This window comes from Roseivirga sp. BDSF3-8, from assembly GCF_041449215.1.
Classification (GTDB): domain Bacteria; phylum Bacteroidota; class Bacteroidia; order Cytophagales; family Cyclobacteriaceae; genus JBGNFV01.
Map to the genome: position 1 here is coordinate 4079751 of NZ_JBGNFV010000001.1, position 22733 is coordinate 4102483.

Sequence of the window (22733 nt, forward strand, 5' to 3'; positions counted from 1 at the left end):
CATGAATGCATTATTGATCGTAGATGTGCAGAATGATTTTCTTCCCGGTGGCAATCTGGCAGTGGCAGAGGGCGATGCCATCATCCCTGTTATCAATTCCATACAAGGGTTCTTCGATCTTATCGTAGCTACCCAGGACTGGCACCCCGAGCACCATAAAAGCTTTGCTTCTAATCACAAAGGCAAAAAAGCAGGTGATAAGATTAATCTGAATGGTCTGGAACAAGTTCTGTGGCCGGATCACTGTGTGCAGGGAACCGAAGGCGCGGCTTTGGCTCCCGGACTGGAGACAAGACAGGTCAGTGCTATCTTCCGAAAAGGGATGGACCCAGAAATAGATAGTTATAGTGGGTTTTATGACAATGGACATCGCAAAAGTACAGGGCTGTCGGGGTATCTGAAGGAACAGAAAGTAGATACCGTTTACATTTGTGGACTGGCAGGTGATGTGTGCGTGAAATTTACCGCCCTGGATAGCCTGCAGGAGGAGTTTACCACATGCCTCGTTCAGGACGCCACCAGGTCAGTCAATCTCCGGGAGGGAGATCACGAAAGAGCCCTTGCAGAGATGGAGTCACAAGGCGTGCATATGGTTAATAGCTCTGACTTAAGAGAGTAGTAAAATAAAAATATCGTCAGCCACTATGCCTCATTTCGATCTGCACTGCCATCCCGATTTTAAGTCTTTTCTGAGTAGTGAGGTACCATCCCGCAGACTGAGTAGCTGGGATGAGATAAGGTATAAGGTTAATTTCAGGATATTACGGTCACAGGCCTCGCATAAACAGCTATTTGATGGAGATGTGCGCCTTGCGGTGGTACCGCTTTATGCACTGGAGCAACCTATTGCCGCTCACTGGGCAATAAAGTTGCTGTTGGGTAAGTTTTCCCGCCTCGTGGATTTCAACTTTATGGATAGGATAGGGGATGGTACGTTTCCTTATTTTAATCTGATGACCTCGGGCCTGGGGCATCTGGCTTCGGAAGTAAAGGACCCCGGGGGAAGAAAGAAATTGAATTTTCTCAGTTCAATAAATGACCTGTCTGCTGATTCTGATACACTTAATATCGTTTTATCAGTAGAAGGGGGGCATAACTTCTTTGGAAATAATGCCGGTGACTCGGAGGAGACGCTGTCAAAGCTGGAAATGTTCAAGTCGGGACAGCCCTGGAGACTGTTCTATATTACACTGACTCACCTCATGCGCTCCGGGTATTGCAATCAGGCCTTTGGGATGAAACTGATTAATGATGAGGCCTTCTATCCAGCCGGAAAGGGTGTCTCTGATCTGGGTAAGGCATTTATCCGAAAGGCCCTGAGTAGTGAAAATGGTCAGAAGCCCATCCTGATCGATATCAAGCATATGAGTGCGGTAAGCCGCATGGAATACTATGCGCTGAGAAAAGCTGAATTTCCCCATATTCCTATCATGGCCAGTCATATGGGGGTAACTGGCTGCTCGCGTACCAATCCCCCGCTGAAAGAGGCTCATTGGGATGGTGAGAAGAATTGTATGGTTGCCACTTATCACCCTTACCCTGCCTTGTCGGGCACTAAGTTTAATAGCTGGTCTATTAACCTCTATGACGAAGATATCACTGAAATAGCCGAAAGTAACGGCCTTATAGGCCTGTCGCTGGATCAGCGAATAATGGGAGTAGGTAAGGACAGCCCCGAGCTATTCAGCCAGGAGGAGTGGGATAGCCTTGGTTTTGCTCCAACAGGCAAGCCGGGGGGGAAGGTGATAAAGGAAGATGACACCTACATGACCTCCAGGCAAATTGCCAGGCTGCACCTGAGATATTTGCTCAACAACCTGCTACACATAGTCAAAGTCGGTCGCCAATCGGTAGGAGATCAGATTTGGGATCAGGTATGCATAGGGTCGGACTTCGATGGGTTGATAGACCCAATCGACTATTGCAGGACGTCTGCAAAATTCCCCGACCTTAAAAAAGGTATTGAAAAGCATCTTCCTGAGATGGCTTCTGAGGCTGGCCTTTCGCTACCTGCGCCTGCCAGAGTACTCGCTGACAAGATTATGTACAAAAACGGCCTTGCATTTTTGCAGAAGCATTTTGTCTGAGTAAAAACAAACGAAAAAATAAGGCCGGCAGATATTATCTGCCGGCCTTTATACTTTTACAGCTATGGGAAGAATTAACCGATACGTGAGATTACGTCCGCTGTACGGTTAGAGTATCCTGCCTCATTGTCATACCAGCCCATTACCTTCACCATGGTACCATTAGCAGCAGTCATGTCGCTGTCGAAGATACATGAGTGAGGGTTGCCGATAATGTCCACGCTCACGAGTGGATCGGTAGAGTACTCAAGAATGCCTTTCAGGTCGCTGTTAGCAGCCTCTCTCATAGCATTGTTCACCTCTTCTGCAGTCACTTCTTTATTAAGGATAGCTACAAGGTCAGTCACAGAGCCATCCACAACGGGTACACGCATAGCCAGTCCGTCAAGCTTACCTGCCAGGTGAGGAAGTACCAGGCCTACTGCTTTCGCTGCACCGGTAGAAGTGGGCACGATAGACTGCGCGGCAGCACGGGCACGGCGGAGGTCACTGTGAGGTGCGTCCTGCAGGCGCTGGTCTGCCGTATAGGCGTGCACGGTGGTGATATATCCTTTTACCAGACCAAACTTGTCATCCAGTACCTTCACCATTGGTGCAAGGCAGTTAGTGGTGCATGAGGCGTTAGAAATGATGGTCTCGTCACCTTTCAGTGAGCCTTCGTTTACGCCAAGTACAATGGTCGGGATATCACCCTTGGCAGGGGCAGAAATAATTACCTTTTTTGCTCCCGCGGTCAGGTGCTTGCCTGCACCAGCTCTGTCACGGAAGATACCGGTAGACTCAAGCACGGTGTCCACACCGCTATCTTTCCAGGGGAGGTTAGCGGGGTCACGCTCGGCTGTAATAGCAATACGCTGACCGTTTACAATGAGGGCATTGTCTTCAGCAGACACTTCACCCTGGAATCTGCCGTGAACAGAGTCATACTTTAGAAGGTGAGCAAGTGTGTGGGTATCGGTCAGGTCATTAATACCTACTACCTCTACGTTGTCTTTTTGGAGCAGCGCTTTGAACGTCAGTCTTCCTATACGTCCGAAGCCATTAATTGCGACCTTTTTCTTAGACATCTATCAAAAGTTTTAGTGATGGATCAAAATTTGGCGCTAAATTAATAATCTTTTTCAAGATTGGAGCAGATAGCCGCCATATAAAGCCTAACGTATGAGAGGTCAGAACGTTCAGGCAATTTTGAGTGTATTCCAAAAGCAGAAATTTCAGCTTTACATTTAGGCACTTAGCAAGAAGTTTGAGAAAATTTTGGGCTGAGTTTTGCAATTAAAAACATGCCTCCTATATTTGCATCACCGTTTGACACGGCCCGTTCGTCTAGGGGTTAGGACGCCAGGTTTTCATCCTGGTAACAGGGGTTCGATTCCCCTACGGGCTGCTAAAGACTGAAAAATCCTACAACGTCAAATGGTACTTGGCCCGTTCGTCTAGGGGTTAGGACGCCAGGTTTTCATCCTGGTAACAGGGGTTCGATTCCCCTACGGGCTGCCCTGACAAGCCGCTGCATAAAATGCAGCGGTTTTTTTTTGCCCTTTATTTTCGTCCCTTTTTATCTTTCCTATTGCCATCTAGTTTTTCAGCCTCTCCAAACGAATAATAGGGGCGGGAGGCAGGCACTTTGATTAATCGACAAAGGAAAGTAGATTAAGAAAAAAATATCTATTTCTGGTCATGCTTCGATTATCCACTGCTACTTGGCTGCTGGGCTGTATTATGATTACCGCCAACCATCTGCATGCCCGGACCACACCCACCTCGCTTGACAGTTTGCTCATGCCGTATATCGAACCTGAGGGGCCTGGCTTTGCAGTAGGGATAGTTAAAAATGGCGAAATAGTCTATGAAAGGTATGCAGGTCTGGCCAATCTGGAACACGATATTTCGGTTGATAGCCTCACCCGATTTAACATTGCCTCCAATGCCAAGCAATACACCGCACTGATGGTGCTGCAGCTAGTAAATGAAAAGGTAATCAGCAGAGATGATGACTTCCGCGAGTATCTCATCGAGTATTTCCCGGACTACCCGGACCCCATAACTATAAGCCACCTCCTTACCCACACCAGCGGTATCCGTGACGTCTATGACCTCTGGGAACTCCAGGGCAAAACCTGGTGGAAGCTTTTTGTGGATAATGAGGATGCCCTGGCCTTGCTTAGAGACCAAAGGGAGCTCAACTTCAAACCTGGCTCACAATATCTCTACAGTAACTCCAACTACATACTGCTGGCAGCCCTGATAGAGAAGGTCACCGGCACATCGTTTCATAATTATGCCGGTTCCACATTCAGAGATATGGGCATGCCTCATACGAATTTTTTAGCTAACCATATGGAGGTAGTACCTAATAGAGCGCGGCCATACGGCAACTGGGACGGCTGGATAGAGTATCCTTCAATTACCAGTATTCATGGAGATGGCGCATTGTTTACCACCCTTCCGGACCAATTGCGCTGGGAGGCCACCCTGCAGAGGAAGGACAACATTAAGCTTGATACCGCCCTCATAAAAGAGAGTCAAGGTAAGCTCCCGGTTAGTATGGGCTACGGTTATGGGGTGATGCATGATGAGTACAGGAGTATAAAGCGCCTGTATCATGACGGAAATACCGGCGCCTACAATGCCACCTTCTTACGCTTTCCGGAGGAGAAGCTGGCTGTGGTGGTCATGAGCAATAATGGCAACGTACCCACCCATTTTCTGGCAGAATCTATCACTGATCGTTTACTAGGCCTTAAGAATGTTGTAGCAACCTATCCGGCTGGCCCGGTTAAAACCAAACGCCTCAAAAATATCAGTGAAGCCACAGGAAGGTACAAAACCTCTTCCGGCTCCATCATCCATATTGTGGAAAAAGAGGGAGTCCTCTACAGAGAATTATACCAGGCGGAGCCGGTGAAGCTAATCAATGAAAAGGGCAACCTCTTTTACTATGAAACCAACCCTGATCTGAAAATTGCTTTTACAGTAAATAAGGAAGCGCAAAAAGAATTTACGATCTACCTGTCATCACAGGCGCCCATTCATGCGATAAGATTGCCTGATTTTAGCCCGGATCAGTCATATTATTCAGCGCTCAACGGCAGATATATAAATGAAGAAACCGGCACTGAAATCCTGATTAGGCATATTGACGAGGCTATTTATTCGATAAATAAAAACGACATTGACCGTGAGGGCGTAATGCTCACCAAAGACTATTTGCGTATGAATAGTTATGAAATCACCGTAGATCGTAATGATAGGGGAGGGATAGAAGGGTTGCTGGTGAATAATGGGCGGGTGCAGAATGTCCGCTTTTCCAGGCAATGATCATTGTGAAGGGTTTAATGACTATATGACTCTGCCTCCCGGGGATTTCAAACCTTTATTACCCTTTTCCTATACCGAGCCTGCAGATATTCCGGAAGGTGCTATAGACGATTTTATACCTGACAGGCTGTACAGTAAAGAGGAATTACTGACTTATGTAAAAGCCAGTAGGCAAAAGGCCAGGCAACTCATTGATAGTCTCACGGAAGATAGGCTTAGCGAACGCTTCAAAGAAGAATTAGAAGAAGAAGCAATGGATTCTCATTACTGGAGATCCTGCTGTATAATATGCGCCATGTGCAGCATCATGTAGGGCAGCTAAACATGCTCTTGCGAAGGGGCACAGGTAATGCACCGTCGTGGGTGTTTGAGGTAGGTAAAGGATGAAGATAAACGGGCATTCATATACTAACAGTTCAGATTCTTTCAGGTAGTACAGCTAGGGGGTAGATTGCTGACCGTGAATATACCGGTAACTTTAGTAATTGTATGAAGAGACTACTCCTTGTTTATTTAGTCTGCTGCGTATCCGTAACTTCCATGGCGCGGCAAGTGTCCGAATCCGTGGAGATAGAAATCAACCGGCGGGTAAGGGAGGAGATCAATCCGGCCATTTCTATAGGGATATTATTACCTTCCGGCCAGAGCCAGTTTTACAACTACGGGTACATGCAGGCAGAATGGGGTGGGAGCCGGCCCGACCGTAATACGCTGTATGAGATTGGTAGCCTTACGAAAACCTTTACCTCGCTGCTCGCAGATGGTCTGTTAGGTAACTCACTTGACCAGCCAATTACCAACTGGCTGCACCAGGCAGTTCAGGCTAATCCGGCGCTTGGACAAGTAACTGCCGCACAGCTTCGTAATCATATGGCGGGAGTTCCCCGGCTGTCTGCCGGTTTCTCCCCGGAAGACTGGTCAGATCCATTTAACGGTTACTCTGATATCCTTCTTATGCAGGAGTTGCATACGCTGAAACCAGATACCTCTGCTCGCTGGAGTTATTCAAATTTTGGTTATGCTATATTGGGTACCATCCTTCAGCAATCCAGCGGGAAAACCTTTGATACCCTAATGGATTCGCTGTTTACTGTGGTAGGATTATCACATACCTTTACTAACCATGAGGAGGTCGACACATTACCCTTGGCAGCCCCCACCAATTTGGGCATAAAGAATAGCCATTGGCACTTTACAGGCCCCAGTCGCTTTGCCGGTGCCCTGCTTAGCAGTACCGGGGACCTTGTGAGGTACCTACACTATCAAAAAGAAAATAATCCGCTCTTTTCTCAAGAGGCGATAAGCGAACTCATCCCTACAGGCATTGATAACCTGGGACCCGACCAGCTTTTTTACAAAGACGGATGGTTTGTGCTAAAACCCGGTCCTGAAACTGAAATCCTTCTGCATAACGGGGGTACCGGAGGTTATACCTCTTTTATTGCTTATAATAAAGCTACCAATACCGGCGTGGTGGTGCTATCTAACTCCGGAAGCCTCATGGATGATGTAGGCCTGAAGCTGATATACCCTGACTTCGAACTCAAAAAGCCAGTGAGGACTATTGCCTATGAACTGGCAGACCAGATAGAGAAGAGGGAAGATGGTAACCTGGTCTATCTATATGACTCACTCATGAAAGCTGAGTACCCGGATAATGTGCTGCATGTATACTGGCTGGAACGCTACCTTTTTGGCAAAGGACAGTACAAGGTCAGTAATCAGCTAAGTGACATAATGGTGAGTGTGCTGCCAGATGACTACGAGGTGATGGAAATAAAAGGCCAAAACCTGGAGAAACTGGGTAAATACAGGCAGGCGGTAGACGCTTACCGGATAGCCCTAAAGCTTAATCCGGACCGTAAAATACTCAGACAAAGAATAATAGTATGTGAAGAACGGGCAGGAGGGTAATCTGAGCTATTATTCCTTTTATGAAAGGATGTAGAAGTGATGGCGTTATTATTTTGTCAGTTTGTAGTGTATGGGAACTACCATGCTGGCAGGCACCTTCCTGCCTGCCTCTTCACCAGGTATCCAGGCGGGCATTTGCCGGATTACCTCAACAGCACCAGCATCAACATTTTCTCCAAAACCTTTTAATACCTTAATATCGGTTAAGGTGCCATCCGTCTGTACAGTAAAACTAATAAAGCTCCTGCCTTCAATAGCCAATCCAATTGGATACCTTAGATGCTCTTCCATAAATTTAATCATAGCCTCAGGCCCACCGGGATATTCCGGCATTTTTTCAGGAGTAACAAAACATCCGGTCTCATCATTTGGCTCTGTTTCAATATAATTACCACTATCCAGGATTATATCTCCGACTAAAGGGGGCATCTCTGTTTCCTCTTCCAGGCCCATGGTGGTGTCTTCCTGAGAAGACTCTCTGGGATCGATCTGTATATCAGAGCAGCCCGCAAGAAGCAAGCTACCCAAAGTAAGCAGGTAAAAGGCAACGCTTTTATTTGTGGAGGTTTTGCCTATCCTGCTGACGGCTGATTCGAGGTCTTCTACAGTAAAGTTCATTTGCGATTTCCTCAGGAGGCCGCAGGTTTTCTCTCCCTTATTCGTTAACAGGTATGTCAGGGTTTGGGGTCGATCCATCTGGCTAAAGTCCCTAACATGTTTCCGGCAGGCCTGGCAATAACGTGACTGCGCAGCTGGCTTCATCTTGTCCCAATCTTCATGGCAGGGGCTGGGAATATTTGCTTTCAGAATTGACATATTTATTGAACGAAAGCTACCCCTAAATAGTGTGAGGAGTACTCAATCTCCCTTCAGAGAGAGGTATCCGGCAGATAGCCAGCGGTTTTCATATCAAACAAATACCCCGATTTAGATTTTTAAAGTAAAAGTTAGCCTCTTTTTAGCTTAGTTGTGAATTCCTGCATATGAAAACCATCGTAATCACAGGTGTATCTACTGGCATTGGTAAAGCCCTGGCCGAAGTATTTTGTCAGAATAGTTATCACGTATTTGGCTCCGTACGCAGAGCAGAAGATGCCGCTGACTTAGGGCAGGCCTTTCCAGAGTACTTTACACCTTTAGTGTTCGACGTACAGGACGAAGAAGCTATAGATGAAGCTGTTAATATAGTAGAGAGGCGATTAGCAGGTGGTTGCCTCAGCGGGCTTATCAATAATGCCGGCATTGCCATCGGCGGCCCCCTGGAGCTACAGCCGCTAGAGGAGGTACAGCGCCACTTTAATACAAACGTTATGGGTGTGGTCAGGGTAATACGTGCGTTTCTGCCTCTGCTTGGTACGCGCCCTGAATGCTCATCATCTCCTGGCCGTATCCTGAATATCAGTAGTGTTTCCGGCAAACTGGCCGATCCTTTTGTAGGAGCCTATGCAGCCAGTAAGCATGCCCTGGAGGCCCTCACAGCCAGTTGGCGACAGGAGCTGAAGGTGTACGGAATCAAAATGGTGCTTATCGGTCCGGGCTCTGTTGATACGCCCATTTGGGAGAAGGGTATTCACCCTGAAAAATACGCAGGATCGCCTTACAGTAATTCTCTGCAAAAGGCCGCGAGGATGGCTGCCAGTAGTGGAAAAGAAGGCTGGTCTCCCGGCTTTATAGCTGAAAAGATTTACCGTATTTTTCACAAAAAGAACCCCGGGCGGCGCTATGCCCTTGTAGCCAATAAGACTAAAAAGTGGACCATCCGAAGGCTATTACCTTTATCAATTACCGAAAAGGTAGCCGCATGGCTACTGGGACTAAAGTAATCAGGCGCTTATCCCCGGTTCACCCCTCAATGACTACTTTTTATCCCTGAGTAACAGCCGCTAGTGACATTTCGAAAGTAAATTATGCATCCCCGTATCTGATAATTCGTAGGTTTACGTGTCAATAGATAACAAATGGGGAGATTATACAGCTTTTTACTGATTACCTGCTTTACCCTGGTAGCCACTATGGCAGCAGGGCAGGGCAGTGGTAAACTCAGTGGGTATGTACGTGACATGCGTACCGGTGAGCCGCTGCCTGGTGCCACTGTGCAGATAGATGGTAGTTCTAAGGGTGGGGTGGCCAATGCAGAGGGGTACTACGAGGCCTCAGCCATAGCCCCCGGTACCTATAGCATCACGGCCAGTTTTGTTGGCTATAAGCAACGTACCCGCTACAATATTGTCGTAAGATCAGCAGGAGCTACTCCCCTTAATTTTGAGCTGGAGGAAGCTACCGAAACCCTGGAAGACGTAGTGGTAGTGGCCAGTCCGTTTGAAACCAGTCCTGAGACTCCTCTTTCTATCCAAAGCCTCTCTCCGGAAGAGATTGCTACATATCCCGGTGGCAATAATGATATAGCCAAAGTAGTCCAGAGCCTGCCGGGCGTGTCCGGTAGCGTCGGCGGCTTTCGTAATGATGTCATTATCCGTGGCGGAGCCCCCAATGAGAATGTATACTACCTGGACGGAGTGGAAATACCCAATATCAATCACTTCAGCACTCAAGGTAGTGCCGGAGGGCCCGTCGGCTTGCTCAATGTCTCCTTTATTGAGGGCGTAACACTCTCAAGTTCTGCCTTTCACTCCCGGTATGACAATCCTCTGTCCGGCGTACTGCAGTTCGATCAGCGGGTGGGCAACCGGCGCGAGTTCCAGGGCAATGTGAGAATAAGTGCCAGTGAGGCCGCGCTCACGCTGGAAGGGCCAGTTCTCAAAAAGGATAAGGAAGCCAGTAATACAAGCTATATCGTCTCAGTAAGACGAAGCTACCTGCAGCTTCTGTTTCAACTACTTGAGCTACCCATACTGCCCGATTACTGGGACTATCAATACAAAGTTACCCACAAATTGGACGATTATAACGAGATCAACCTGATAGGGGTGGGGTCTATTGACGACTTTAGTGTGCAGGCTCCTGATGACTATGACCCGGAGCAGCAGGCTACCCTGGACCAGGTTCCGGTGATTAATCAATGGAGTACCACGGCGGGCATTAGCTGGAAAAAGCGCTTCCGTAACGAAAGTGGCTTTATGACCACCGTGCTCAGTACCAATGTGCTCAATAATGACTTCAGCCAATATGAAGATAATGAGGACGAGACCGGTCTTTACTTCCGCAATGACAGCCGGGAGACAGAACGCAAACTTCGCTATGAGTACACACACTTCGCAGGGGACTGGACACTGGCCGGCGGGCTCACCCTGCAGCAGGCTCTTTATGAAAATAATACCCTGAATGCCGTAAACAACATCACCTACAACTCCGATATCGACTTTTATAAATACGGGTTCTTCTTCCAGTCCTCCCGTGCGTTTTTGAATGAGCGTCTGGACTTTAGCTTTGGTCTGCGAACCGACGCCAACACCTTTACCACTACTGAAAATCAACTTCTGAAGCACTTATCACCAAGGGTGGCACTATCCTACGCCCTGGACCCGGAGGAGCGCTGGAAACTGAACGCCTCTGTAGGGCGCTACTATAAGCTGCCACCCTACACGGTGCTTGGATTTAAAAATAATACCGGCGTACTGACTAATAAGGAGGCTGAGTACATCCGCAGTGATCATTATGTGGCTGGCCTTGAGTATTTGCTTGGACCCAGTACCCGCATTACCTTAGAGGGTTTTCTCAAGCGTTACAGCAATTACCCGGTGTCTGTGCTGGACAGTGTGTCCCTGGCAAATAAAGGAGCAGATTTTGAAGTGCTGGGTAACGAAGAAGTACGTAGCGTAGGGGAGGGGCGTACCTATGGAGTGGAATTGCTCTTCCAGCAAAAGCTGAGCAAGCGCTTCTATGGCATACTGGCCCTCACCTTCTTCACCAGTGAGTTTACGGCCTTTGACGATGAATACCTGCCCAGCGTATGGAACAGCGGCCAACTGGCCACCTTTACCGGAGGTTACAAGTTTGGGAAGAACTGGGAGGCAAGCCTGCGCTACAGGTACATTGGCAATACGCCCTATGCCCCCGTCAATCAATCAGCCACACTATCTAACTACCCCGCCGTAATACTGGATTATACCCGCCTGGGGGAGGTGGAGCTTAGCAGTTTTAACCAGGCAGATATCCGGATAGATAAGAAGTGGAACTTCACCAATCTTTCGCTCGACGTCTACTTCGAATTACAAAATGCATTCGGCCAGCAGGCACCTCAGCCGCCCAGTTTTGGACTCAACCGTAATGAGCAGACGGGCGAAATAATCGAGCCCCGCGAACTGGTAGAGATAGAGACGGATGCTTCGGCTCCGCTCCCTATTATAGGCTTTGTTATAGACTTTTAAGTAAAAGCCGCCACTACCTGTTAGAAGGGAGTGGCGGCTTCATTATTCTTAGATGAGTGTGGTTATCTGCCCACCGGCTTCCAGAGGTCATCTATTGACGCCCGTTGGGTAGCCAGTTTGATAAACTCTGAGATAAACTCCGTTTTAGACTTGCCACTTTGCTGCATCGTCATTTCCAGCCCTTTTTCCGCCAGGGTCATCATAGAGGTTACATCCACCTTCCACTTACCCTCTTCCTTCACGAATTTGAGCATGGCAGGCACCTCATTTCCACCTACTACCAGGGGAGCCGTAGCCATGTCGCCGCTTACGCGAACCTCACCAAGGCCGATTTGCTGCAGGTTGGAACCTACCATGCCCTGATCCACCGCATATTGAAGCAGCGTAGGTCCGGTAAGCGACCTTAGTTTTTCGGCAGGTACGGAATGTCTCAGAAACAGCACCGTCATCTGGTCAGTAAGAGCTGTCTGGGTCAGGGTTTGCTTGTCTGCACTAAGTGCCATAGTCAGCAGATCGCTATAATAATCCTTAGTATTTTTATCTACTATAGAAAGGATTTTATCACCCTGTTTTGATGAAACCACCTCTTTATAGGATTCGAATACGCTTTTTATGTCATCTTTTGCATCCGCATAAGCAGTTAGGGCAAACGTGATCAGAAAACAGGATATAATCAGTCTTTTCATATGTATCGTTTACTGTTTGAAGCTTAAAGCTAAGGCTTTTTTAGCAAAGCCTATTGGTCTCAAATATGATGCCAGAGCTTACTTTCTTTTCTCACTTCCTTAGGTGGTACTTTATTTTGTAATTCATGATTTTTAAAATAGATTGTGATCTTTGTGAATTATTTACCAAACTATCTTAATTAGTATGTTTAAGTCAACCAGACGATTTATGCTGGCCGCAGCCGGAGTGGCTGTATTCAGCCTTAACTTTTCCTGTACCTCAGATGAGGCCATTTCTCCCGGACAATCCTCCGAAGCCCTCGATCAGCGTATCCCCTCAGAAGTAGTAAATAAGCTCCAGGAGCTTTGCTTTTACACCGGTGATCTGTATATGCAGGACGGCAATTATGTAGTAGAAGGAGATATTATCATTTCTCCCGCCGAGCTGGCCAGCCTTACCGACGAGGTAAATACTACCGGGCCTAATGGCGAGCAGTACCGAACCTGTAATATAGTTAGTGCCCCCCGCACGATTACAGTGACCGGTAGTGGCCTTACCTCTACCCAGGATGCAGCTCTGGATATGGCCGTTGAGAACTTCAACCAATTAGGTATTTCCCTTGTCTTCCAGCGCGTGTACAGTGGCAAGGCTGATATCACCGTACGTAACCGTACCAGCAGCTCAGCAGGCGGGTCTGCCGGGTTCCCCAGCAATGGAGGTAAGCCTTACGGTTCAGTTACCATCTACTCCGGTACAGATGTATATGGCCTGGATGTAGTAGAACACGTCATGACCCACGAGATTGGTCACTGCGTAGGGCTACGCCATACAGACTACTTCAATCGTTCTTATAGCTGCGGCAGCGGTGGAAACGAAGGAGGCTGTGCCATTCACATCCCTGGTACCCCTACAGGAGCTGACCGTAACAGTGTGATGCTTGCCTGCTTCTCTGCAAATGAAAGCGGTGAATTCAGCAGTGCAGATAAGACAGCCCTTCAGTATCTGTATTAATTTAAACGTATACATATATGAAAAAGAAACTTTCTCTCGAAGATCTTAAAGTAAAAAGCTTCAGAACCGAGTCGGTTCATATTAAAGCTGGTATGTACAAAGAAGTAGGCGACGGACCCAAAACACTGGGTGAGGAAACCTGTGTATTATGTGGTCGTTCCTGGAACTGTGCATAAGCCTTCGGCTACAACGACTTTTTTTACCAAGGAATTTGTAGGAAGGGTCTTCATAGATTTTCTAACAAATTGCCATAATGATTCTTCAATAGCCGGATCCAATAGTATATGCTATTGATCCTCCTGACAGTATTAAACACCCTGGCCACCTGAGTGGCCAGGGTGTTCCTTTTATAAAGGGTACTCAAATTACAGAAGGTGGCCAGGCTGGATTTAGCGAGACCTAATTCTGGGCAAGAGTAAAGAAATGAAATCTTTTTAATGAGGTAAGTTATTGAATTTCAGTTGATAATAATTGCTTTTTGTAGTGCTGAGACAGGTTTGAATATTCTCAGTAGACTTTGGCCCATCCTTTGATATCAGCAAGTAATCAACTGATTAATAACCAATAATTTACACTAAGCATGAGAAACGTGTTTATCCTTGCTGCCACGCTATGTATCCTATGTTTAAATGAGGCCACTGCACAGGTGAAGCCCGGTATTAAAGTCGCTCTCAATTACTCTTCTATCGAATCGGAGTATTTTCAGGACACAGACAATGGAGTAGGCTATTCTATCGGAGGGTTTTTGGATGTACCGGTATCCAATGCTTTTCATCTGGAACCCACACTGCTCTACTCGGTTAAGAGAGACAAAGCGATGCAAGAGGGGATCACTAATAAGATCAGGTTTAACTACCTCGACCTTCCACTGCTCATGCGATTTTATGTGGCAGACGGTTTTAACCTGTTCATCGGGCCTCAAATGAGTGTAAACCTTGATGGTAAGATGATAGCCGAAAGCGAAGGCATACAAGTTAAAAGTGATCTGCCCGATGTGGAGGAGGTATTGTTTGGAATAAACCTTGGCATGGGCTACAAACTGGCTAGCGGCCTGAACCTGCAGGTTGGGTATGAGTATGAATGGACGGGTTCGCTGGAAAAGGTAGATGGCCTAGATCCCAATGCGCACATCGGTAGCCTGCAGTTATCCGCAGCCTATGCTTTTTAACCTTATCAACTACCCATACAAGACCAAACCAGGCTGCAGAGCCTGGTTTGGTCTTTTGCTATCCTATCAAAGGCCTCTTTTAAGCAAGCGTTTTGGGGTTATCCTCTTCTGAGGATACCTCTTCCGTAGCAGGTTCTGCTTGTATGCCTGCCGCTTCCATAACCTCTTCGTCTGATATATCGCGGAATGCATATTTATAGCCTGTATAGAGAGCCAGGCCGTAGAACAGAATATCGAATACGCCGAAGTCTTCCGCCATCACCTGCATGATCAGCTCAGACTCATTCAAAGCCAGCTCCACAAAACTGATATTTTCAATTTTTGCTCCCAATCCGGCAATGGACAGGTAGTTGCCAATAAAGCAACCGAATAGCGCAAAGGCGGCACCGATTACCCCGAATACCTGGTCCAGGCCTTTCCCCATTTTTCTTACCAGCAGGCCGGTGATAAACCCAACACCAATGGCCATATAGCCAATCTGGTATTCAGTAACTATGGTAATGACCGCCCACAGGGCTGCACCGATGACAGCACCAATAACACCTCCGATTATAGCGCCGCTAAAATTTTGTTCCAGACGCAGGCCTTCCATGTAGCGGTTCAGCTTATTCTCATCTACACGAATCTCCTGCCCTTCCGATTGTACCTTGTTTTCCATGTTTAAACAGAGTTATATTTTTCCTAAATATAGTCTAAATATGGAATTTTAAAAATGCCGATAGGTGGAATTAATGAAGGAATAGAGGTGTAAATCGCTGGTTTTTAAGACATTTACAGTGTTAGGGTCCATTGAAAATGGGAGGTGAGATGAACCGCGGATCTCATCGGGCAGCAGGTATCACTTTTGCTCTGCCAGCAGTATCCGGGCTGCTTTCAGGTTGTGCAGGTCTTCTATATAAGTTTTTTTCCGGGGCTCAGCCTTTTCCAGCGGCTCGAGTATGGCCATCGCCTTTTCATCATAGCCCTCCTTCAGTAAGGCCCGGGCATATCGCAGGGTATTGCCATAATTTTGAGGCGCCATTTCATAAGCCTTTTCAAGCAGTGCGAGTCCTTCTTTGTCAGAGGGCCAGCTAATGATAAAGGGTATCCGTGGCAGCTCCATGTGCATACTGCCCAGCACCCGGTAGGGGCCTGCCTCATCGTACAGAGGCGCATGCTCCATCATCCATTCCGCAATCTCTTTGATCTCAGAGGCCACGCTGGTACGCGCTGCCTTCATTACGCCCACCTCCTGCGCCCACCGGCCAAGGTTAGCCATGTACCAGTACTTTATGCCCGGATGATCAGGGTGAGTTACCATCATTTTTTTGCCCAGACTGATCCCTTTTTCAAATACCGCTATTTTATCTTCTGAGGGGACTTCCGTGCGGGCCCCCTTAAACTCATAAGCCTTAAGGAGGCCTGCGATAATGTCAGGATGCAGGTGAGGATCCTGCTTTAAAGCCGCTTCGAAGTAAAAGATAGATTTGTCAATGTAAGTGACATCAGCTATACATTCCCGGGAGTTTTCAGCTCTGAGGTCAAAATACCTGAACGCCTCCTCGATATGAAGACTATCTGCCCGTACCAAACCGATAGGGGCCAGAATCAATATACAGTAAAATAATGCCTTCACTTTTGCCACACTCATTCTCCCAAAAAGCTTATTTCCCCCTTATTGTTTAAAACAGAAATGCTCTTTCATAAAAACCCGGTCAGAATTTACGATGCCGTAATCAAAAAATCAGCATACTTGCTCAATTTTTTAATTCTAAAATTAATGCTTCACGGGGGGGCAAGTCAATAGAATCGCCACTTAGGTCATAGCTTCGGCCCGAAATTACATCCCTGGCCTCGCCTCCTACACCTAATAGTTCCTCAAACCTCTTAAGATCAAGAGAGTGACTGTTCCTATTCTTATTCAGTATCACCATCACCTTTTGCTCTTCGTTATACCTGAAATAGACATACGTACCATGTTCTGGCGCAAAGTGCAGCATCTTTCCACTGTGTACCGCAGTAGCCGTTTTCCGCCAGTTTAGCAGCTTAGCCATAAATTCCTGGATCTCCCCTCTCCATTCCGGCAGGTTCTCCCCGGTAAAGCCATTTACCCTATCTCCTTGCCAGCCACCAGGAAAGTCACTCCGGATCACCCCATGGTCCTCACTGTCAGGATTACCCATCAGTATTTCTGTGCCGTAATATACCTGAGGAATACCCCTTGTCGTGAGCAGGTAAGCCATAGCCTGCTTAAACATAGCCGTATCATGATCCAGTTGAGTAAATACCCTGCTCATGTCATGATTATCTGCAAATACCACCAGGTCCTCCGGGTGGGGGTACAGCTTATCCTTGCCAAGCGTCTGGTATAGTTTGCTCAGGCCATTCTCTTCCCGCAGGCCTTCAATCATGGCTACCTGCAAAGGAAAGTCCATCAACCCCGGCAGGTAGGAGATATACCCGTCATAAGTCAGCTTGTCCCTCTGCCAGTAGGAAACGATGGAAGGCTGCAGTGACCATTCCTCCCCCACAATATTCAGGTTTGGGTACTCCTGCATCATGCGGCGTGTCCACTCCGTCAGAAAAGTTTTATCAGGGTAAGAGTACGTATCTACCCGGATGCCCCCCAGTCCGGCAAACTCTGTCCACCAGATATTATTTTGAATAAGATAAGTAGCCAATTGGGCATTACGTTGGTTCATGTCCGGCATGGTGGGCACAAACCACCCCTGGCTGTGCATCCTGACATCGTACTCAGAACCGTAAGGGTCCTGCAGTGCCTCGCGGGTGTGGGAGGTTATCCTGTATTTATCCTGAAAATTAAGCCAGTTAGTATCCGGTAAGTCACTCATCCACCAGTGTCCTGAGCCAATATGATTCAGTATTACGTCCTTAATGAGAAGGATGTCTCTTTCCGCGGCCTCCTTTGCCAGGCCGGCATATAGTTCGTTAGTGCCAAAGCGGGGATCTACCTCGTAAAAGTCCGTCGTGCTATAGCCATGATAGCTGTATTCAGGCTGCCGGTTTTCCAGTATCGGATTCAACCAAATAGCCGTAAAACCCATTTCATCTATGTAGTCCAGGTGGTCTATTACCCCCTGTATGTCTCCCCCGTGACGTTTCAGAGATATGTCACGATTGAGCTCATCTCCCAGGTTGCTATTCTCATCATTGTCCGCATTTCCATTTGCGAAGCGGTCCGGCGTGATCAGGTAAATCACATCCTTTGTGCTATACCCCATTCGTTTGGCCGATCCTGGTTCCCGTTTTTTCAGTTCATAGGTATAGCGATATACCTTTTTCCGGCCTTTTTTAAATGTTATGTCGAATCTTCCCGGCTCTACATCTTCAGCCAGGTGCAGATTCAGCCATATGTAATTAGGGTTAGTACTTTTCACCGTGTTCACCAGCGTCACACCGGGGTAGTCCACGGCAGGCACAGTCTCAGCCACATTATGGGCATGCACCATAAGCTGCAGGCTGTCATGCTCCATGCCCGCCCACCAGTAGGGTGGCTCCAGGTGTTGGGGTGGTTTCTGGGCCAATACCCCGGTAGCAGCTAGCATCGTACTTCCAGAGATAAGAAGGCAGAGAATGAAAGTATGTCGGTTCATATGCAGTGTCGTGTTTAGCTGGCCGACTTTAAGTACACAAAATAAATAACTGAATTGATTCGAATAATAACCTTTTCGGCACAAACATTCCAATTCCTTTATTAATACCTCAAATATAGCCGCTTCGCAGAAAGTGTATATAACCCCCTCTTGTCCCTATTTGCAAAATGGTTGCACGAACTTTTTGTTAACATTGCCTCATGGGACACCATCACCACCATAATCACGATGCGCCGATAAAAAATATTCGCATCGCTTTCTTTCTCAATATCGGATTTACCATTCTTGAAATAATCGGTGGATTCTATACCAATTCCATGGCCATTCTGTCCGATGCCCTGCATGACCTTGGCGACTCCCTGTCACTCGGCATTGCATGGTATTTCCAAAAAGTAAGTACTAAGGGCCGGGACAGTAAATTTTCCTATGGCTACAGGCGGTTTTCACTACTTGGAGCCATTGTAAATGGCCTGGTGTTGGTGGCAGGTTCCGTTTTCATCCTCAGTGAGGCTATTCCGCGTTTGCTTAATCCCCAAATGCCAGAGACCACCGGCATGATTATATTGTCCGTCTTTGGTATCCTGGTTAATGGCTTTGCCGTACACCGGCTGCAGCAGGGGCATTCCCACAATGAAGAAATGCTTTCCCTACACCTGCTGGAGGACGTTCTGGGCTGGGCAGCCGTGCTCATTGCCAGTATCGTGATGAAGTTTGTAGACTGGCCCTGGCTGGACCCCCTTCTTTCTATCCTTATTTCCTTTTGGCTTTTATATAACGTCTACAAAAACCTCAGAAAAAGCCTTCGCATCATTTTACAGGCCATACCCCACGGACTGGACATCGGTATGGTACAGAACGAACTGGAGGGCCTGCAGGGTGTAAGAGAAGTGCATGACATGCATATATGGTCCCTCGACGGAGAGTATCATGTGCTTACTGCCCACATGGTGGTAAGGGAGGAAATGTCAGCCGGTGAGCGAATAACCCTGAAAGAGACCGCCCGAAAATTAATAAAGGATAAAGGGATAGACCACTCTACACTAGAGTTGGAAAGCCCGGAAGAGGACTGCCACCTGCAGGACTGCTAAACTTACTGGCTTGCAGGTAAATACTTCCTTTAAAAGGAACTTAAACAGCTTCAGATCATGTGCGTATTACGCGGGATATTATTATATTAAAGTAATACCCTGCCGGAAACGGAATTTTTTTTGGTTTCGATTAAATTTTTTAAACCCAATGATCATACACAATGAACCCGTAGCTACTGCCGGCGTTCCGCTTAAAGAGGCAAAGAAGGTGTGTGTTATGGTGCACGGACGCGGGGATTCAGCTTCCCGGTTTATTCGCATGCATGAATCTCTTCAAGTGGACGAAATGGCATTTGTCGCTCCCCAGGCAATTGCACATTCATGGTACCCGCAACCCTTTACCGCTCCCCTCAGCCGCAACCAGCCACAGCTGGATATGGGACTCTCAGCCCTTGACGAGATGATGGATGATCTGGATGGGCTCGGCTTTCAAAGGAAATGCATCTACTTTCTGGGGTTTTCCCAGGGTGCCTGCCTGCTGCTGGAATACCTCGCTCGCCATGCCCGCAAGGTAGGGGGGGTGGTGGCCCTGAGTGGCGGGCTCATTGGGCCAAGGGTAGACCACAAAAGATACGGGGGAGACTTCGAACAAACACCCTTTTTTTTGGGTTGCAGTGTGCCTGATCCACACATTCCCGAACAGCGGGTACATGATTCTGAAAAGCAATTGCAGAGCCTGAATGCCAAAGTATATAAACGACTGTATGCTGATATGGGGCATACCGTAAATGATGAGGAATTGCATTTTGCCGAATCTATATTCCGCGGATACGTGGACTGACACCAAATAGCCATTACGTGATTAAAGGATTACACCATGTGACCATTTTGGCCTCTGACCCCCAAAAAAACCTGGACTTTTATGCAGGCGTACTGGGTATGCGATTGGTCAAAAAAACGGTAAATTTTGACGCCCCCCACGTATACCATCTCTATTATGGAAACCATAATGCTGAGCCAGGTACTATCGTTACTTTTTTCCCATGGCCCGGCATTCGCAGAGGCATAAGGGGACCAGGGCAGGCAACGACCATTTCACTTAGCATACCACGGGCTTCACTTAACTTCTGGATGGATCGCCTGGAAAAAAACAAAGTCTTTTTCCAGAAGCCCTTCAGCCGCTGGGATGAGGAAGTAATCAGTCTGCAGGATCCCGACGGGCTCAGGGTAGACCTGGTAGCTGGCGAGGAAGATGTACGAGAGGGATATGCGGGTAATGGAGTACCGGATAAATATAGTATCAGGGGCATTCATTCCATGGAACTCACCCTATCCAAAACAGACGACTCCCTGAGCACCCTTGGCAGAGTACTTGGATTCAGGCAGGTACGGGAGTCAGGAAACCGGATACGAATGCAGGCATATACAACCCCCGCCATGTCTGAAAATCAGGGTAAGGTAAGCGCTAAACCTGGCTCCCTTATCGACGTCATCAAACACCCCGGCAACCTGCGACCCTCCCCCGGAGCAGGTATTGTTCATCATGTGGCTTTCCGCACCGACGATATTGCCTCACAATTAAGGCTGCATGAAAAACTGGAAATGAAAGGAATGAAGGTGACAGATGTGAAAGATCGTAAATATTTCTCCAGCATCTATTTTCGTGAGCCATCCGGTATTTTACTCGAAGTCGCCACCGATGGTCCCGGCTTTACGGTAGATGAGCCTGCTGATAAACTAGGTACAAGCCTGCAGTTACCCGATTGGGAAGAGCCAAAAAGGCCGGAAATAGAAAAGCAGCTCAGCCCACTCAAACTACCTGACCTGAATTCATATGACGCTTGAAGGAACCAAATGGCTGATAGCCGGCGGTGCCGGAGCCGTAGGCGAAGGAGTCGTGCGCCGGCTCCTCAGACATGATGCCACTGTGCTTGTGCCTGTGCGGGATGCTAAGAAAGGCGAATGGTTGAGAACCCACCTTGAGCAACAGAGCGTGTCCACAAGCCGCCTGCTGATCCAGCAGGCTGAGTTCGATGAACCTGAGGTAGCTGCCGAGTTTAGTGAGACGATCAGGAAAGACCACGCAGATATTGATGCTGCCGTGGCGTCCATCGGAGGGTGGTGGCAGGGAGCACCTATACATCAAACCAGTTGGATGGACTGGCAACAGGTGTTAAGAAATAACCTGAGTGCCCACTTTCTTTTTATGAAGGCTGTTTACCCCATCCTGGCTGAGAGAAAGAGCGGAATGTACGTAATGATAAATGGTGGCGCGTCAGAATATCCTGTACCGGATTCAGGCGCAGTCTCCGTTATGGCTTCGGCACAGCAGATGATGGCCCGCGTCATGGCGGCTGAAAACAAACATCCTTCCACTCTGCGTATATATTCACTGGTACTGATGACTCCTGTCGTAACGCGTGTAAACGAGCGCGATGCGCATCCTGACTGGGTAACAGCCAGCCAGGTAGGCGAGTACCTTGCCACTATGTATCACGGCAAAACCAATAACCGTGATGAGGCTGTTCACTTCCTTCATAACCGCCAGGATATCCGAGGCCACTCGTAGAGTGACTAGTTGCCATTACTCCAACAGAAAAAAAGGTTGCCTACACCGTGTAAGCAACCTTTAATCTATGGCGTCTTCTTTTTACTAATTCAGATCTTCATACAGCTCCTGAATTTCATCGCGTTCAAGAGCACGGTTATATATCCTTACTTCGTCCATCAAACCCTTAAAGTCAGGGTCTTCGCGGCAGTAGCTACTACGACCAAGCAATATGTTCTCACGGGCAATATTAGCTACAGGCTGTCCTTCGATCTTTTCGGCTACTTTACGGCCATCAATCCATATTTGCATAGTGCCTTCAGGTGTGATCACGGCAGCCACATACATAGGCACACCTTTAACGATCGCATCGTTAGCTATTACACGACCCTTATCACGGTTTACGATAGGGTCTTCATCAAGCCATGAAGTAAGTGCGAGGTTGTTAGTTGAGTCTAGACGGCTGAGAGAAATCAGCATGCCGCCATCTTCACCCCGTCCGTTACCAAAGTCAAAAATACGCTCGTAATTTCTTTTTTCGCCATCAAACTGTACCCAGCCGGTAAAGGTGAAGCCATCTTCCCAGATAGGCCCCATGGCAGGCAGGCGGATATAGTCACCACCCGGAAGGCCACATCCGTTATCGCCTTCCTGAATACTGTTAAAACGATAAGCCTGACCACGCAAGCCACTCACGCTTTCGGGCTGGCCCCTTACCGAGCCGTTGTTGATATTTCCGGAAATATCTGAAGCATTTCCATCCATAGGAAAATAAGCTACAAGACCATTGGATACGATAATGCCGCTACCTCCGCCGGAGCCACTTCCCGGATTGCCACTTCCGCCACCGTTACCATCACCAGGTTCAATCTCTTCAGATTGAGAGCAAGCTGTAATCAGGGCTAGAGAAATGAATGTATAAAAAAATGGGAGAAGTACCTTTTTCATCTAGGCTGAAATATTTAGATAAAAATTTAAAAAATCTGCAGATTAATTACTACCAAAAATAGTAATTATGTTCAAAAAATATACGTTAGCACGTAATAAATTATCTGCTTACTAGGTATAC

21 protein-coding genes and 2 tRNA genes are annotated in these 22733 nt (G+C 47.6%); 16 read left to right on the forward strand and 7 right to left on the reverse strand.

Annotated elements, in window-relative coordinates:
- The first annotated feature begins 1 nt into the window (after position 1).
- Positions 2 to 619, forward strand: coding sequence for a bifunctional nicotinamidase/pyrazinamidase (pncA, locus tag AB9P05_RS16890; RefSeq protein WP_371910010.1), 618 nt, complete (start codon positions 2 to 4; stop codon positions 617 to 619).
- A 25-nt stretch (positions 620 to 644) separates the two neighbouring features.
- Positions 645 to 2087 (forward strand): hypothetical protein, encoded by a 1443-nt coding sequence (locus AB9P05_RS16895; protein ID WP_371910011.1) that lies wholly within the window; start codon positions 645 to 647, stop codon positions 2085 to 2087.
- A 74-nt stretch (positions 2088 to 2161) separates the two neighbouring features.
- Here the strand turns inward: AB9P05_RS16895 and gap are convergent, their stop codons facing one another.
- Complete coding sequence (gene gap, locus AB9P05_RS16900; RefSeq protein WP_371910012.1) at positions 2162 to 3154, reverse strand: type I glyceraldehyde-3-phosphate dehydrogenase; 993 nt, start codon at positions 3152 to 3154, stop codon at positions 2162 to 2164.
- 248 nt (positions 3155 to 3402) lie between these two features.
- Here gap and AB9P05_RS16905 point away from each other — a divergent pair.
- From AB9P05_RS16905 to AB9P05_RS16925, 5 genes are all read left to right on the forward strand, one after another.
- Positions 3403 to 3474: transfer RNA gene (locus tag AB9P05_RS16905), tRNA-Glu, on the forward strand.
- A gap of 38 nt (positions 3475 to 3512) precedes the next feature.
- A tRNA-Glu gene (locus AB9P05_RS16910) sits at positions 3513 to 3584 on the forward strand.
- Between the two features lie 183 nt (positions 3585 to 3767).
- Positions 3768 to 5408, forward strand: a complete 1641-nt coding sequence (locus tag AB9P05_RS16915; protein ID WP_371910013.1) for a serine hydrolase domain-containing protein — start codon at positions 3768 to 3770, stop codon at positions 5406 to 5408.
- Positions 5386 to 5721 (forward strand): hypothetical protein, encoded by a 336-nt coding sequence (locus AB9P05_RS16920; protein WP_371910014.1) that lies wholly within the window; start codon positions 5386 to 5388, stop codon positions 5719 to 5721. Before AB9P05_RS16915 ends, AB9P05_RS16920 begins: the two co-directional genes overlap by 23 nt.
- Before the next feature lie 176 nt (positions 5722 to 5897).
- Entirely contained in the window at positions 5898 to 7322 is a 1425-nt protein-coding gene (locus AB9P05_RS16925) for a serine hydrolase (protein WP_371910015.1), read from the forward strand.
- Positions 7323 to 7370: 48 nt separating this feature from the next.
- Here AB9P05_RS16925 and AB9P05_RS16930 read toward each other — a convergent pair whose 3' ends face one another.
- Entirely contained in the window at positions 7371 to 8138 is a 768-nt protein-coding gene (locus tag AB9P05_RS16930) for an energy transducer TonB (protein ID WP_371910016.1), read from the reverse strand.
- Positions 8139 to 8305: 167 nt separating this feature from the next.
- Here AB9P05_RS16930 and AB9P05_RS16935 point away from each other — a divergent pair, with 167 nt between their 5' ends.
- Positions 8306 to 9145, forward strand: coding sequence for an SDR family oxidoreductase (locus AB9P05_RS16935; protein WP_371910017.1), 840 nt, complete (start codon positions 8306 to 8308; stop codon positions 9143 to 9145).
- Between the two features lie 135 nt (positions 9146 to 9280).
- Entirely contained in the window at positions 9281 to 11650 is a 2370-nt protein-coding gene (locus AB9P05_RS16940; protein ID WP_371910018.1) for a carboxypeptidase-like regulatory domain-containing protein, read from the forward strand.
- 62 nt (positions 11651 to 11712) lie between these two features.
- Here AB9P05_RS16940 and AB9P05_RS16945 read toward each other — a convergent pair whose 3' ends face one another.
- The gene (locus AB9P05_RS16945; RefSeq protein ID WP_371910019.1) at positions 11713 to 12336 is read right to left on the reverse strand and encodes a hypothetical protein; all 624 of its coding nucleotides are present in this window, start codon (positions 12334 to 12336) and stop codon (positions 11713 to 11715) included.
- Between the two features lie 184 nt (positions 12337 to 12520).
- Between AB9P05_RS16945 and AB9P05_RS16950 the strand changes: the two genes are divergently transcribed.
- The 3 genes from AB9P05_RS16950 to AB9P05_RS16960 all read left to right on the forward strand — a co-directional run bounded on the left by AB9P05_RS16950 (position 12521) and on the right by AB9P05_RS16960 (position 14495).
- Positions 12521 to 13327: a M57 family metalloprotease gene (locus tag AB9P05_RS16950; RefSeq protein ID WP_371910020.1), complete on the forward strand. Its 807-nt coding sequence runs from the start codon at positions 12521 to 12523 to the stop codon at positions 13325 to 13327.
- A 17-nt stretch (positions 13328 to 13344) separates the two neighbouring features.
- Positions 13345 to 13503, forward strand: coding sequence for a hypothetical protein (locus tag AB9P05_RS16955; RefSeq protein ID WP_371910021.1), 159 nt, complete (start codon positions 13345 to 13347; stop codon positions 13501 to 13503).
- A 404-nt stretch (positions 13504 to 13907) separates the two neighbouring features.
- Complete coding sequence (locus tag AB9P05_RS16960) at positions 13908 to 14495, forward strand: porin family protein (protein ID WP_371910022.1); 588 nt, start codon at positions 13908 to 13910, stop codon at positions 14493 to 14495.
- Between the two features lie 79 nt (positions 14496 to 14574).
- On the opposite strand, the gene AB9P05_RS16965 is transcribed toward AB9P05_RS16960, so the two are convergent.
- The 3 genes from AB9P05_RS16965 to AB9P05_RS16975 all read right to left on the reverse strand — a co-directional run bounded on the left by AB9P05_RS16965 (position 14575) and on the right by AB9P05_RS16975 (position 18088).
- A complete protein-coding gene (locus AB9P05_RS16965; RefSeq protein ID WP_371910023.1) occupies positions 14575 to 15153 on the reverse strand; it encodes a hypothetical protein in 579 nt (192 codons plus the stop codon).
- Positions 15154 to 15333: 180 nt separating this feature from the next.
- A complete protein-coding gene (locus AB9P05_RS16970; protein ID WP_371910024.1) occupies positions 15334 to 16125 on the reverse strand; it encodes a tetratricopeptide repeat protein in 792 nt (263 codons plus the stop codon).
- Positions 16126 to 16231: 106 nt separating this feature from the next.
- A complete protein-coding gene (locus AB9P05_RS16975) occupies positions 16232 to 18088 on the reverse strand; it encodes a glycoside hydrolase family 13 protein (RefSeq protein ID WP_371910025.1) in 1857 nt (618 codons plus the stop codon).
- Between the two features lie 200 nt (positions 18089 to 18288).
- Between AB9P05_RS16975 and AB9P05_RS16980 the strand changes: the two genes are divergently transcribed.
- The 4 genes from AB9P05_RS16980 to AB9P05_RS16995 all read left to right on the forward strand — a co-directional run bounded on the left by AB9P05_RS16980 (position 18289) and on the right by AB9P05_RS16995 (position 21685).
- Positions 18289 to 19176: a cation diffusion facilitator family transporter gene (locus AB9P05_RS16980; protein ID WP_371910026.1), complete on the forward strand. Its 888-nt coding sequence runs from the start codon at positions 18289 to 18291 to the stop codon at positions 19174 to 19176.
- Between the two features lie 148 nt (positions 19177 to 19324).
- Entirely contained in the window at positions 19325 to 19957 is a 633-nt protein-coding gene (locus AB9P05_RS16985) for an alpha/beta hydrolase (protein ID WP_371910027.1), read from the forward strand.
- A 17-nt stretch (positions 19958 to 19974) separates the two neighbouring features.
- A complete protein-coding gene (locus tag AB9P05_RS16990) occupies positions 19975 to 20961 on the forward strand; it encodes a ring-cleaving dioxygenase (RefSeq protein ID WP_371910028.1) in 987 nt (328 codons plus the stop codon).
- A complete protein-coding gene (locus AB9P05_RS16995) occupies positions 20951 to 21685 on the forward strand; it encodes an SDR family NAD(P)-dependent oxidoreductase (protein WP_371910029.1) in 735 nt (244 codons plus the stop codon). The genes AB9P05_RS16990 and AB9P05_RS16995 overlap by 11 nt, the downstream gene beginning before the upstream one ends.
- Before the next feature lie 84 nt (positions 21686 to 21769).
- On the opposite strand, the gene AB9P05_RS17000 is transcribed toward AB9P05_RS16995, so the two are convergent.
- Positions 21770 to 22612, reverse strand: coding sequence for a LamG domain-containing protein (locus AB9P05_RS17000; RefSeq protein WP_371910030.1), 843 nt, complete (start codon positions 22610 to 22612; stop codon positions 21770 to 21772).
- Between the last annotated feature and the right edge of the window lie 121 nt (positions 22613 to 22733).

Bases quoted from the DNA above. Each gene is read 5' to 3' on its own strand.
- AB9P05_RS16895 (WP_371910011.1), top strand. From the start codon at position 645: ATGCCTCATTTCGATCTGCACTGCCATCCCGATTTTAAGTCTTTTCTG.
- AB9P05_RS16945 (WP_371910019.1), bottom strand. From the start codon at position 12,336: ATGAAAAGACTGATTATATCCTGTTTTCTGATCACGTTTGCCCTAACT.
- AB9P05_RS16960 (WP_371910022.1), top strand. From the start codon at position 13,908: ATGAGAAACGTGTTTATCCTTGCTGCCACGCTATGTATCCTATGTTTA.
- AB9P05_RS16920 (WP_371910014.1), top strand. From the start codon at position 5,386: ATGTCCGCTTTTCCAGGCAATGATCATTGTGAAGGGTTTAATGACTAT.
- pncA (WP_371910010.1), top strand. From the start codon at position 2: ATGAATGCATTATTGATCGTAGATGTGCAGAATGATTTTCTTCCCGGT.
- gap (WP_371910012.1), bottom strand. From the start codon at position 3,154: ATGTCTAAGAAAAAGGTCGCAATTAATGGCTTCGGACGTATAGGAAGA.
- AB9P05_RS16950 (WP_371910020.1), top strand. From the start codon at position 12,521: ATGTTTAAGTCAACCAGACGATTTATGCTGGCCGCAGCCGGAGTGGCT.
- AB9P05_RS16985 (WP_371910027.1), top strand. From the start codon at position 19,325: ATGATCATACACAATGAACCCGTAGCTACTGCCGGCGTTCCGCTTAAA.
- AB9P05_RS16915 (WP_371910013.1), top strand. From the start codon at position 3,768: ATGCTTCGATTATCCACTGCTACTTGGCTGCTGGGCTGTATTATGATT.
- AB9P05_RS16995 (WP_371910029.1), top strand. From the start codon at position 20,951: ATGACGCTTGAAGGAACCAAATGGCTGATAGCCGGCGGTGCCGGAGCC.
- AB9P05_RS16955 (WP_371910021.1), top strand. From the start codon at position 13,345: ATGAAAAAGAAACTTTCTCTCGAAGATCTTAAAGTAAAAAGCTTCAGA.
- AB9P05_RS16965 (WP_371910023.1), bottom strand. From the start codon at position 15,153: ATGGAAAACAAGGTACAATCGGAAGGGCAGGAGATTCGTGTAGATGAG.
- AB9P05_RS16980 (WP_371910026.1), top strand. From the start codon at position 18,289: ATGGGACACCATCACCACCATAATCACGATGCGCCGATAAAAAATATT.
- AB9P05_RS16935 (WP_371910017.1), top strand. From the start codon at position 8,306: ATGAAAACCATCGTAATCACAGGTGTATCTACTGGCATTGGTAAAGCC.
- AB9P05_RS16930 (WP_371910016.1), bottom strand. From the start codon at position 8,138: ATGTCAATTCTGAAAGCAAATATTCCCAGCCCCTGCCATGAAGATTGG.
- AB9P05_RS16975 (WP_371910025.1), bottom strand. From the start codon at position 18,088: ATGAACCGACATACTTTCATTCTCTGCCTTCTTATCTCTGGAAGTACG.
- AB9P05_RS17000 (WP_371910030.1), bottom strand. From the start codon at position 22,612: ATGAAAAAGGTACTTCTCCCATTTTTTTATACATTCATTTCTCTAGCC.
- AB9P05_RS16970 (WP_371910024.1), bottom strand. From the start codon at position 16,125: ATGAGTGTGGCAAAAGTGAAGGCATTATTTTACTGTATATTGATTCTG.
- AB9P05_RS16940 (WP_371910018.1), top strand. From the start codon at position 9,281: ATGGGGAGATTATACAGCTTTTTACTGATTACCTGCTTTACCCTGGTA.
- AB9P05_RS16925 (WP_371910015.1), top strand. From the start codon at position 5,898: ATGAAGAGACTACTCCTTGTTTATTTAGTCTGCTGCGTATCCGTAACT.